The following is an 11,976-nucleotide window of genomic DNA, read 5'->3' on the forward strand; positions in this document are numbered from 1 at the left end:
AAAAAAACCGCCCGCACGGTGTGCGGACGGTTTGGAGATTGAAAACCAAAAACGACTTACTGGAGGTAGGTCATCGTGCGGGCGCCAGCGATACCGGTAACGGTGATCGGGGTGCCCTGGGTGTAGGTGGTCGGGTAGGTCTCGCTGGCCACGGTGGACAGGGACTTGATGTAGTTGGAAGCACCCACGAGGACGGTGATCTCAGCCGTGGAGGTGCCGTTCTCGAGGAAGTATTGGTCAGCGGCGGAACCGAGCTGGCGCATGTTGTTCAACACGGCCTTGTCCTGGGAGGACTGACGGACCTTCTGGAAGGCCGGGATGGCCATGGCAGCGAGGAGACCGATGATGACCACAACGATCATGATTTCGACGAGGGTGAAACCTTTGGAGGAGGAGCGTTTCATAGGATATCTGGATGTGTTTATGATGATAATAGTGCCCGACGTGCGGGCGATCTCTCCGATCAAGCGTCCGCCCTTGACATACCGCAAGTTCAATCTCGCAAACGATTTGTGCGTATTTTTACCCAAATCGGGCTGAGCCCAACTCCCTATCAACTCGGTAGTAACTAGAACCATTCGGCCCTGTAACCACCATACGCCAGCATTTTGCGTTTTTTCACCCTAGCTCTCTCCGCGAATTCTCGTCCTATTAACCCCTGCAGCATGCAGCACTTTTTCCGCCTCCGACTCCCTTTCCTGCTCAGCGGGTTGGTTCTCGCGGTGGCCAACGCCGGCCACGCCGCTGAACTCCTCCTCACCAACGGCGATCGTCTCACCGGCCTGATCGTGAATCGCACCGCCGAGGCCGTGGTCTTGAGCTCCACTATGCTCGGCGAGATCGAAATCCCGGTCGCAAATATCGACCGCATCGACACGGAGAGCGGCTTGAACACCGACCCAATCCCGGAAGAAAAACCGGTTCAGGCTGAAGAGACTCAGGTCGTCAAAGCGAAGCCTCAGCCGGCCCCACCAGTGGCCCCGCCCACTCCCAAACCAGATTCCTCTCCGACTCCCGCCGCCGACACCTTCTTCTCATTCCTCAATCCCTGGTCCGGCAAACTGGAGCTGGGCTTCCGCCAAATCGACGGTCGCACCGACGCCACTCACTTCGATTTCCGCGCCTCTGCCGAAAGCAAAATGGGGCGCAACTCGCTCAAAGCCTCCGCTCGCCTGCTCTATAGCGAACAGGACACCAAGGTGACCAACGAGCGCTACGACGGCAGCTTCCGTTGGCGCCGCGAACTCGGTGAACGCACCTTCGCACAGACCCTCACCAGCTACTACCGGGACCCCATCAAGCTGATCGACAACAACTGGGAGCAGAACGTCGGTGCCGGTTATCGGCTCTTCAAGAACGACGACCATACCATCAACGTTGGTGCCGGTCTCACCGCCCAATACCGCCAGACCAACATCGACGACGGCAGCGTCTACGCCCTGGTCGAGGTCTTCCAGGATTACAGTTACCAGATCAGCGAAAAGGTGAAGTTCTCCCAAAACGCCGTTGCCCAATACTCCCCCGACGGCCAGGCCCGCTTTATCTCGGTGGGCAACCAACCCTCCGTCGTCGATACCGGCGAATCCAACTACAAGCTGCGCTTCGATACCACCCTGCAGGGCACCATCACCCGCAGTATCTCGCTCAATCTGCGTTACGAATACGAGTTCGACAACGCCGTCGCGACCGAAGACGCCCGCGCCGATCAACGCATCATCAGCTCGATCGGCTACGGATTCTGAGCCTCACCGCCTGCGCGGCCACCGACCCACTACTTCGTCCGCTTACGTGCAGGGGCCGCTTTCTTGGCCGCCGTCTTCTTCGCCACTGTCGCCTTCTTCGCCGGAGCCTTTTTCGTGGCCGGAGTTTTTTTCGGGGCAGCCGTCTTCTTGGTCGCCGCTTTCTTGGTCGGGGCCTTCTTCACCGGCTTCGGCTTGGGCGGGTTCAGGAGGTCCTCCACCGAAATCTCTTCGGCGTCACGCCACAGTTGCTCGAGCTGATAGTTCTCCCGCTGTTCCGGCATGAACAGGTGGATTATGATCTGGTAGGCATCGAAAACGATCCAGCCACTCCCGTCCCCCGACTCCACCCCGGCAATCGGCGCACCCGCGCCATCCAGCACGCGCTCGGCCTCGATCCGCAGCGCCCGCAGATGCGGGTTGGCCTGACCGGAGGCGAGGATGAGATAATCGGTGATCGAGGAGTGCTCTCCCACCGCCAATACCCGCAAATCCTCGGCCTTTTTGGCGTCGAGGGCTTTAACGAGATCGGCCAGCAAAATGCGCGGGTCGGGGAGCTTGGCCGCCGTGGTGGCAGCAGTTTTGGAACGTGCAGACATGGATAAGTGATTAGCGGTATAGGCCGTTTTCACAGATGAACTCAATCGTCTTGTGGGGCATAAAATAATCGAGCGAGAGCCCCCGACACATACGTTCTCGCAGCTCCGTTGAGCTGATTTCGATTAAGTGACCGTCACAACGATGCAGCCGCAACCCTTCCACTTCCGGCGGTTGCTTGGCCGGGTGACCGGGTCGTTCGAGGAAGATGAACTCGATCAACTGCGCCAGTTCCGTGATGTCCCGCCACTGCCCCAGCTTCGGCACCTGATCACCACCGATGATCCAAAACAGCTGCGCGTCCGGATACTTCGCCCGAAAGTGCCGCACCGTATCGATGGTGTAGCTCACGCCGCCGCGTTTGACCTCAAAATCCGACACCTCGAAACGGTGATCCCAGTCGATCGCCGCCTTTACCATCGCCACGCGGTCCTCGCCCGAGGCACTCACGTCGTAGTCCTTGAGCGGCGCCTGCGCAGCCGGCAGCAGCACCACGTGATCCAGTCCGTGCTGCTCCATCGCATCTTGTGCCGCGACCAGATGACCGAAGTGCACCGGATCGAAGCTTCCGCCCATAAGGCCAATCTTCATCCCGCCGTTGTGGGGGGCATTCCGGGCGGCGGGAAGCGTGAAGTTCACCCTCCTGTAACCGGTGTGACGCAAAACCCGCCTTGTCTTGGCGCCGCACATCACGCTTAACACCCCTCTCCTCCGTCCGCGCCCCGGTGGTGGAATGGTAGACACTGGAGACTTAAAATCTCTTGCCCGTAAGGGCGTGCCGGTTCGAGTCCGGCCCGGGGCACCACGCTTCGCTACCGCATTTACGCCGGCTCGCCCGGCAACGTCCGCAGTAAGGCGTTCAACGCCTCGGCCATCGCCTCGCCATAACCTTCCCCCGGCGTGCGGCCAAAGAGCCGCCGGTCGCAGCCGGCCTCGTCCGCTTCAGCCAGCGCCCACGTGACCTGCCCTGCGTCGTCAGCTTCCCCGGTGATCGGATCGAGCCGGAGATCCCATGATTCCCAGCCGTGGTCTGCGATCTGCGCGAGCGGACAGAAGCGCCACCCTTCCGGCGTTTTCGCCAATCCCCGGCCAGCCGCCATGACCAGCGAAGCCGTCGACCACATGCTGCGCGACGCCGGTTGAATATTCTCCCACACCGCTCCCCGTCCCAAACTCGCGAGTGCGCCGATCACGTCCCCCCGCGCCGACCCCGTCAGCCCATAGGCAAACCAGCCGCGCCACGGTGCCGCGATCCCTTCCAACAACACCGCATGCGTCGCCCGCCAATGTGTGCCCCGCTCCGGCCGCCGATCAAACGCGCCCCGCTCCGTCGCGCAGGGATACCAATGCACCGGCAAGCCCGATCGCCACAGCCCGACAAACGCCGCCGGGTCCAATTGCACGTTCCACTCCAGATCCCGGTGCACCGTCGTGCCCGCGTTGATCACCACCGCCCGCACTTGGCGCCGCAACAAGTCCGGATCCCGATTAAACGCCGCCGTGACCACCCGCGCCGATCCCACCACCGAGATCACCACCGGCGCCGGCGCCTCGACCAACGCCCGCAACAGGAGCTCGACGCCCGCATGTTCCCGCTGCGGACGATCCCGCGCATCGTCGGCCGGATCCCGCAACGCCGCCGTCGGCCCCATCGCCGCCGGAATCGCCCGCCCCAGCAACCAGCCCGCCTGCGCCACCGTCACGAAGCCCGGATCCCGCGCCACGTCCCAACCCTCCGGCGCCGCGCGCAGAAATTTCTCCGTTGTATCCAAAATCACCGCACGCAGGTCCAGTTCCGGCAGCGCCAAAACCGTGGCCAGGTCGAACTGATCATCCGGATCCTGCGCGGGGTGGTAGAGGTCGGTCACGTGCACCAGGGGTATGCGCGTCGGCGGGGTGGGGACAGCAAGCGCCATACGCACCGCTCTCCCACAACGCCGCGCCGTTGACGACCTTGTTTTGGTCTCCGACGCCTTCGCCGCCTAACTTTCATTTTCTTTCAGCTTTAGTCTCCGCCGTCCCTGCCCTGTCTCGAAAGGCATGCCCCACCCCATCTCCGCTCGCCTGGAACTCCGCCAGGACCGCCCCACTTTGTTGCTCAACGACGAGCCCGTGGCCCCGCTGCTCTATGCACTGTCGGACTGCCCCGGGGCCCGCTGGTCGTGGGAAGAGGTGCCGGCGCGCAACATCGCGGAGTTCGCCCGGCGCGGCGTGCGTCTGTTTCAACTCGATATCTGGTTCGAGCAAATGCTCACCGCCGCAGGCACCCTCGACATCTCCCTCGCCCAACGCCAAATCGCCGGCGTGCGGGCCGTCGCGCCCGAGGGCGCCGTGATGCTGCGGCTCCACGTCAACCCGCCTCCCACCTGGTGCGCCGAGCACCCGGCCGAGTGCGTGGGTTACGCCGACACCGAGCCCGAGGATCCGCCGCGCCACGGTTTGTATCGCCCCCTCGCCGACGACGCGCAGCGACCCACTCGCGCCAGTTTTTACTCCCGTCCCTGGCAGGATTGGGCGCACGCCCGCCTGCGCGAATTCTGCGCCGCGCTCGCTGCCACCCCCGAGGGAGACGCGCTGTTCGGACTGCAGATCGCCAACGGCGTTTACGGCGAGTGGCACCAATTTGGTTTCCTGCACCACGACCCCGACACCGGCCCCGCCGCCACGGCGGCCTTCCGCGATTGGCTTCGCGCCAAATACCAAACCGCCCCCATCCTCGCCGCCGCCTGGAACCAACCCGGCCTCACCTTCGAGGCCGTGAGCGTGCCCGATTCCCCCGCCCGCGAAACCGCCGCACTCGGCATCCTGCGCGATCCGATGACGCAACAGCCGGTCATCGACTACTTCACCTTCCAACACCACGCCCTCACCTCGATCGTGCTCGAGCTGGCCGCCACCGCCAAAACCGCTTGGCCGCGTCCGCTGATCACGGCCGCCTTCTTCGGTTACTTCTACAGCATCTTTGGTCGTCAGGCCGCCGGGGCCCAACTCGCCGTCGCCGAGGCCCTCGCCTCCCCGCACCTGGATTGCCTGTGCTCCCCCCAATCCTACGAACCGGCCGCGCGCGATTTTGGCGGCACCGGCAACGCGCGCGGACTCATCGGCGCCGTGCGTCGCGCGGGCAAACTCTGGCTCGACGAGATGGACATGCCGACCAGTCACGTGGGTTGCCCGTGGGACGCCAAATTTAAGAGCACGCCGTCCGACGATATCGCCATCCATCGCCGTAACGTCCTGCAACCCGTCACCCGCGGCGGCGGCCAGTGGTGGTATGATTTCGGCCCCATCGGCGCGACGCCCGACTTCGCGCGCGGCGGCAACTGCGGCTGGTGGGACACCCCCGAACTCCTCGCCGATGTCAGCGCCCTGCACCACATCACCACCGAGCGCCAATCAGACGCCTTCCTGCGCCCCGCCGATGTGCTGCTGGTGCACGACCCCATGTCGTTTTGCCACACGGTGAGTCAGCGGCACCCGCAGGCCAAATTTGGCGAACTCCCCACCACGACCTCCGATCCGGTGACGCCGTTGCTGGTCGACGACCTCCTGCACGCGCTCTACCACAGCGGACTTTGTTTCGACGAAGCGCTCGTCGACGAACTGCCCTCGCTGGACCTCTCCCCCTACCGCCTCGTCATTCTGGCCACCACGCCGATGCTCGACGCCGCCCAACGCACCTGCCTGCAGGAACGCGTGGCCACCGACGGTCGCCATGTGCTGGCCCTCGGCTACACCGGCTGGAGCGACGGCAATCACCTCGACCCGCAACTCGCCACGGCACTCACCGGCGTCACCACGCGATCCCACCACCCCACGGAAGCCTGTCAGACCTGGACCTTCGCCGAACTCAACCCGTCGAAAACGCTCCCCGCCTCCCTGGCGCTCCCGGCGTTTGAGCCGGCGCCCGCAGACGAAGTGATCGCGCGTTGGCCCGACGGCACCGCCGCCGCCGTCCGTCACCCGGCCGACTCTCCCGCCGCCGCCACCTGGTGGGTTTCCGCGCTGCCGCCGACCGACCCCGAACTCGTCCGCGCCATCGCCGTGACCGCCGGTTGCCATACCTACAACGACGTCGCGGAAACCACGCTCGTCGGCGATGGTCTCATCGTGGTGCACACCATCGACGGCGGCCCGCGTCGCTTGCAGTGGCCGGGCGGTCCCGCCATTCAAACGGAGCTGGCGCCGCGCAGCACCACGGTCTTTTGCGGCCCCACCGGTGGCCGCCTGCTCGGCTAAACGCCCCCCCTTTTTGATGTCCTACCAACGCTGCTACTCCACGCTCGGCAATCCCGCCGCCACCTTATCCGAGGCCCTCGCGGTCGCCTCCAACTTCGACCTCGATGCGGTCGAACTGCGCACTCTGGAGGGACGCCTCGATCTGCCCGCTTTGTTCACGGCCAGGTTTGGCAGCCCCGCCGCGCTCGCGGATCAACTCGGCGATCAGCGCCTCCGTATTCGTTCCCTGGATACCTCCCTCCGGTTGCTCACCAACACCGCCGCCGATCGTGCCGAGTTCCTTGAGTTTCTGCCCTGGGCCGAGGCCCTCGGCGTTCGCTGGCTGCGCCTCTTTGATGGCGGCGAGAACCTCGCAGCGGACCTGCCCGGCGCGCTCGACACCTTCCATTGGTGGCACGAACAAAAGCAACGCCACGACTGGCAGGCCGACATCATGATCGAAACCCACGATGCCTTGCTCTCGTCCGACGCCATTCTGGCTCTGGCGGGTGCGTGCCCTGGCATCGGCATCCTCTGGGACAGCCATCACACTTGGAAAAAAGGCGGCGAATCTCCTGTCACGACCTGGCAGAAGATCCGCGACCACGTGGTGCACATTCACGTGAAGGAAAGCATCAGTCAGCCCTCCGCCAAACACCCCTTTTCCTACGTGCTCCCCGGCCAGGGCGAGTTCCCCATGGCCGAGCTGCAGCCGCTGCTGGCCGCGGAATTCGCCGGCGCGGTGAGCCTGGAATGGGAACGCCATTGGCACCCGGAGCTCGCGCCCTTGGAGGCCGCCCTGCAATCGGCGCAGGAACTCAAGTGGTGGTAGGCGTCGTCGTCGCCTGATCCGCCATCCACTGCTTCGGCGCCACCCCATGGCGACCGCGAAACAAGCGGTAGAAATGGGACAGGTCTTCGAAGCCGGACGAAAATGCCGCGCCGGTCACGCTGTAGCGGCCACTGCGCAGCAACCGTTCGGCATGGGCCAGGCGCAATGCATTGAGGTATTCGACGAAGGACTTCCCGGTCTGTTCGCGAAACCGCAGCGTGAACTGACGCCGGGACAGACCCACCTGGTGCGCCGCCAGATCGATCGACCACGGCCGGTAAAACGTCGTCTCCAAATCCTCGAGCAGGTGGGTGACCCGCTCCGCCGTCGAGTCTTCCACCGCGCGCAATTGGTAACGGTCGGCCCCGAGCAACACCTGCAGCGCGAGCATTCGCGCCGCCACACCGTGGCCGCGCCGCTGTTCGGTCTGCTCCAGGATCCCCTGCCGCCAGCAGCCCACCACGGGCCCCGCCTGCACCGGCCGCAAGCGCATCGAACTGCCTTGAGACCGCCGGAGCCGATTCCACATCTCGCGTAGATCCGCATCCGTATCCACAAACTCCTTACCGAAGCCCAACAGCAGCAGCACCGATAACTCCACATCGGTGAGACGATGGCGTTGCCCGGCCGGCACGATCAGCAGCGTGCCCGCTCCCGCCTCCAAAACCGGCCCTTCCTCGGCCGCCCCCAACTGCAACGCGACCCGCCCTCGCTGCACATACAACACCTTGTGAAAGGGGTCCGTGCGCTCGCTCATGCGAAAGTCTCCGGCATGCACACTCTCCGCAAACACCACCCCGTCGGCGGGCACAGTGAAGTGGAGCGGGGCAGACGTCGGCATGGGGCCACCGAAACCCCGATCGCCCGATATGCCAAACAATATTCCCGCCACGCCAATCTCGCCTCCAGAGACCTGTGCTACACTGCGCCTCCCCCGTTACCCTCACCCAATCAGCCAATGGCCCAAACCCTTCGCTCCCCCCTCACTCGCGCCCAAATCGAAAAGGTTCTGCGCTGCGACCCCACCGCCAACGTCGTCCCCTTCCTGCCGGCCATCTACGAACACAAGGCCGCCTTCATCGGCTCCACCCCCTCGGCCATCGCCCGTGACGCCAACCTGCTGACGCGCGCCCTCATCGCCGAGTATGAAAACGTCGAGCCCGATGCCCTCGCCGTCGGCGTCGATGTCTACAATCTCGAAGCCGAAGCCTGCGGCTGCAAAGTCACCTTCTACGAGGGCGACGACACCTCCATCCCCGGCATCAGCCCGGGCGATCACGTCATCCCCGCCGGCACCGACCTGAGCTCGGCCAAAGTGCCCAATCCGCTCACCGACGGTCGCATGCCGATCAACCTCCAGGCCGTGCGCAACGTGCGCCGCGCCCTCGGCGACGACATCTGGTTGCGCGGTGCCATCTCCGGCCCCTTCTCGCTCGCCATCTCCTTGGTCGGCGCCGAGACGCTCTTCTTCGCCTGCGTTGATGAACCCGAATGGGTGCACGAGGTGCTCGCTTACTCCGGTCGCATCATCAAGGCCTTCGCCAAAGGTTACATCGATGCCGGCGCCGAGCTGATCATCTTCGACTCGCAAGCCTCCCCCGAGCTGCTCTCGCCGGCCATGTATGAGGAGTTTGTCCTGCCGGTGACCACCGACTTCGCCAGCTGGGCCACCAGCCAAGGTGTGACCGACGTGCCCTTGGTCATCGGCGGCAACACCACCCGCATCGCTGAGCACCTGGTCGAGACCGGCTGCAACAACTTGCTCTGCGACTTCACCGGCGACTTCGAGGAATGGTCCGACCTTTGCCAGCAATACGATCGCGCAATGCGCCGCAACATCTCGCCGCACCTGCTGCAAAAGGGCTCGCCCGACGACATCTACGCCGCCGCCCAGGCCGAGATGGCAAAGGGCGCGGGCATCCCCGGTTTCATCCTCGGCACCGCGGTCATTCCCTTCGGCACGCCGACCGCCAACATCCTCGCGGTCAAACAAGCCATCGTGGACGCCGCGAGCTCCTGACCCGTTCGCCCTTCCTCCCTCCCGGCCATGTCTGATTCGGTGGAACTCCGACTCGACCCTGCAGCGCGCGGCGGCACGATCCCGCCCGAGCTCTACGGACACTTTGCCGAACACATCGGCCGCGGGATCTACGAGGGGCTGTGGGTCGGACCGGAATCGTCCATCCCCAATACCCGGGGATTACGCAACGACGTGCTCGAGGCGTTGCGGCAGCTCGACATTCCGGTTCTCCGCTGGCCCGGCGGCTGTTTCGCCGATGCGTATCACTGGCGTGACGGCATCGGTCCCCGCGACCAACGCCCGCGCCGTCGCGATCCGATCTGGGGCAACGTCATCGAGACCAACGCCTTTGGCACCCATGAATTCATGGACCTGGTCGAGCTGCTCGGCTGCAAAGCCTACGTCGCCGCCAATCTCGGCAGCGGCACCGTGCAGGAGATGTCCGACTGGGTGGAGTATCTGACCGGCTCCGCCGACAGCACCCTCGTGCGCGAACGCCGCGCTAACGGCCGCGAACAACCTTGGCACATCGACTACCTGGGCGTCGGCAACGAGAACTGGGTCTGCGGCGGCAACATGCGGCCGGAGTATTACGCCGATGAGTTTCGCCGCTACAATTGCTTCGTCCGTCCGCCTTACCTCAAGCCGGCCATCCATCGCATCGCCTGCGGCCCCAACGAGGCGGACTACCGCTGGACAGAGGTGCTCATGGAACGCGCTGGCACCGCCATGGACGGGCTTTCCCTCCACGCCTATTCGCTGCCCACCGGTGACTGGAAACGCAAAGGTCCCGCCACCGGTTTCGACGAAAACCAATGGTTCTCCACCTTGCGCGCCGCCGTGCGGATGGACGAGCTCATCACCCGCCACAGCGCCATCATGGACCGCACCGATCCGGACCGCCGGGTGAACCTCGTGGTCGACGAATGGGGCGCCTGGTATGACACCGAGCCCGGCACCAATCCGCGTTTTCTTTATCAACAGAACACGCTGCGCGATGCTCTCGTCGCCGCGGTCACCCTGCACATTTTCCACCAGCACGCCGACCGCGTGCGCATGGCCAACCTCGCCCAGACGATCAACGTCCTGCAGTCGCTCATCCTCACCGATGGTCCGCGCATGCTGCGCACGCCGACCTACCACGTGTTTGAGCTCTTCAAATGCCATCAGGGCGCCGAACGCCTCTACGTCCAGCTCAGCGCCGCGCCGACTTACACCTACGGGGCGGACACTCTGCCCGCCCTCAGCGTCGCCGCGACCCGCGCCCCAGACGGCACCGTCAACCTCACACTCGCCAACCTCGATCCCCACCGCGATCACCCGCTCTCCCTCCGTGTTCCCTCCAACGTGGCCGCCGCCGATTGGCGCGTGCTCACGGCCGCCGCGATGGACGCGCACAACACGTTCGACGAACCCGATCGCCTCGTTCCCGCCCACCTGCCTGCACCTGCGCAGGAAGCCGACGTCCTTCAGCTCAACCTGCCCGCCAAATCCGTCGCGCGATTGAGCCTCTCCCCCGTTTCATGACCTTTGACGAAGATTCTCCCTTCCTCGCCCTGCGTCGCACCTGGCAACCCGTTGCCCTCGCGACCGATCTAGCGCCCGGCCAAGTCATCGGCCGCACGCTCCTGGAGCAGGATCTGGTGCTCGCCCGTTTTGAGGACGGTCGCCTGCTCGCCGCCGATACCGCCTGCCCGCACAAGGGCGCCCGCCTCGCCAACGGTGCCATCGTCGAGGGCGAGTTGATGTGTCCCTACCATGGCTGGCGTTTCGACTCCGCCGGCGCGTGCCAGAGCATCCCGTCGCTCGTGGAGCCCAATCCGCAAAAATGCGCGCTCTCCCACCTGAAAGCCTACGGCGCGCAGGAGCGCTACGGCATGATCTGGGTGAAACTCGATCCGACTGGCGACCACGAGTTGCCCGACGTGCCGGAGTTTGAAGACGCCCGCTGGGCCTATCGACTCGGTCCGCCCATGCGCTTCGAGGCCGGCTTCCGGCGCGAGATCGAAAACTACCTCGACATGACCCACTTCGCGTTCGCGCACGGTGAGACTCTCGGCAAATGCGCCGACCCGCGCATCCCCGACATGAAGATCACCGTGCATGAGGACGGCTTCCAAATGGACGCGCCCTTCCCCGCGCTCGAAACCTCGCACGAACAACCCGGCAAACTGCAGAGCGCCCACCACCGCCGCCAGCGTTGCCACCTGCCCAACTTCACCACCATCCGCCAGACCTTCACCGACGGCGACGAGCGTGTGCTCGTGCACATCCCGTCGCCGGTGACCCGCGATTCCTGCGACGTCTTCTGGTCCCTCGCCATCTCGCCCGGCTTCGATGGTCCCCCGCCGAAGAGCCAGATCGATTTCGCCATCCGCGTCCTCGATGAGGACCGCATCATGTGCGAATCGCAGATCCCGTCCGAGGTGCCGATCAATCCCGGCCGCGGCGGCTGGGGCGTGCTGGTCACGCCCGGCGACACCCTCGCCAACCAATTCCAGAAATCCTTCCGCCAGTGGCTGCAACGCGAGCTCAGCGCCGCCGAGACCACCACGACGTCCTCCGCCACTTAA

General features: G+C 64.8%; 11 protein-coding genes and 1 tRNA gene. 7 read left to right on the forward strand and 5 right to left on the reverse strand.

Annotated features, from left to right (window positions below; translation table 11 throughout):
• Positions 1-56: 56 nt before the first annotated feature.
• Positions 57-404: a type II secretion system protein gene (locus K1X11_RS09050; protein ID WP_221029758.1), complete on the reverse strand. Its 348-nt coding sequence runs from the start codon at positions 402-404 to the stop codon at positions 57-59.
• A gap of 261 nt (positions 405-665) precedes the next feature.
• Between K1X11_RS09050 and K1X11_RS09055 the strand changes: the two genes are divergently transcribed.
• Complete coding sequence (locus K1X11_RS09055; RefSeq protein ID WP_221029757.1) at positions 666-1,742, forward strand: DUF481 domain-containing protein; 1,077 nt, start codon at positions 666-668, stop codon at positions 1,740-1,742.
• 29 nt (positions 1,743-1,771) lie between these two features.
• On the opposite strand, the gene rsfS is transcribed toward K1X11_RS09055, so the two are convergent.
• Positions 1,772-2,371, reverse strand: coding sequence for a ribosome silencing factor (gene rsfS / locus K1X11_RS09060; RefSeq protein WP_324726149.1), 600 nt, complete (start codon positions 2,369-2,371; stop codon positions 1,772-1,774).
• Positions 2,349-2,927 carry a nicotinate-nucleotide adenylyltransferase gene (gene nadD, locus K1X11_RS09065; protein ID WP_221029756.1) on the reverse strand — a complete coding sequence of 193 codons (579 nt, stop codon included), beginning with the start codon at positions 2,925-2,927 and terminating at the stop codon, positions 2,349-2,351. The genes rsfS and nadD overlap by 23 nt, the downstream gene beginning before the upstream one ends.
• A gap of 128 nt (positions 2,928-3,055) precedes the next feature.
• Here nadD and K1X11_RS09070 point away from each other — a divergent pair.
• Positions 3,056-3,141, forward strand: a tRNA-Leu gene (locus tag K1X11_RS09070).
• 16 nt (positions 3,142-3,157) lie between these two features.
• On the opposite strand, the gene K1X11_RS09075 is transcribed toward K1X11_RS09070, so the two are convergent.
• Positions 3,158-4,204: a nucleoside hydrolase gene (locus tag K1X11_RS09075; RefSeq protein WP_221029755.1), complete on the reverse strand. Its 1,047-nt coding sequence runs from the start codon at positions 4,202-4,204 to the stop codon at positions 3,158-3,160.
• 172 nt (positions 4,205-4,376) lie between these two features.
• Between K1X11_RS09075 and K1X11_RS09080 the strand changes: the two genes are divergently transcribed.
• Positions 4,377-6,572 (forward strand): hypothetical protein, encoded by a 2,196-nt coding sequence (locus K1X11_RS09080; RefSeq protein WP_221029754.1) that lies wholly within the window; start codon positions 4,377-4,379, stop codon positions 6,570-6,572.
• A 16-nt stretch (positions 6,573-6,588) separates the two neighbouring features.
• Complete coding sequence (locus K1X11_RS09085) at positions 6,589-7,383, forward strand: sugar phosphate isomerase/epimerase family protein (RefSeq protein WP_221029753.1); 795 nt, start codon at positions 6,589-6,591, stop codon at positions 7,381-7,383.
• Here K1X11_RS09085 and K1X11_RS09090 read toward each other — a convergent pair.
• The gene (locus tag K1X11_RS09090) at positions 7,370-8,224 is read right to left on the reverse strand and encodes a helix-turn-helix domain-containing protein (RefSeq protein WP_221029752.1); all 855 of its coding nucleotides are present in this window, start codon (positions 8,222-8,224) and stop codon (positions 7,370-7,372) included. The two genes, K1X11_RS09085 and K1X11_RS09090, sit on opposite strands and share 14 nt — an antisense overlap.
• 117 nt (positions 8,225-8,341) lie before the next feature.
• On the opposite strand from K1X11_RS09090, the gene K1X11_RS09095 reads away from it, so the two are divergent.
• From K1X11_RS09095 to K1X11_RS09105, 3 genes are read left to right on the forward strand one after another with little or no spacing between them, the layout of a single operon-like run.
• Positions 8,342-9,403, forward strand: coding sequence for a uroporphyrinogen decarboxylase family protein (locus tag K1X11_RS09095; protein ID WP_221029751.1), 1,062 nt, complete (start codon positions 8,342-8,344; stop codon positions 9,401-9,403).
• Between the two features lie 27 nt (positions 9,404-9,430).
• A complete protein-coding gene (locus K1X11_RS09100; RefSeq protein ID WP_221029750.1) occupies positions 9,431-10,930 on the forward strand; it encodes an alpha-N-arabinofuranosidase in 1,500 nt (499 codons plus the stop codon).
• Entirely contained in the window at positions 10,927-11,976 is a 1,050-nt protein-coding gene (locus K1X11_RS09105) for an aromatic ring-hydroxylating oxygenase subunit alpha (RefSeq protein WP_221029749.1), read from the forward strand. The genes K1X11_RS09100 and K1X11_RS09105 overlap by 4 nt, the downstream gene beginning before the upstream one ends.

Origin of the sequence: Actomonas aquatica (genome assembly GCF_019679435.2) — a bacterium.
GTDB lineage: Bacteria > Verrucomicrobiota > Verrucomicrobiia > Opitutales > Opitutaceae > Actomonas > Actomonas aquatica.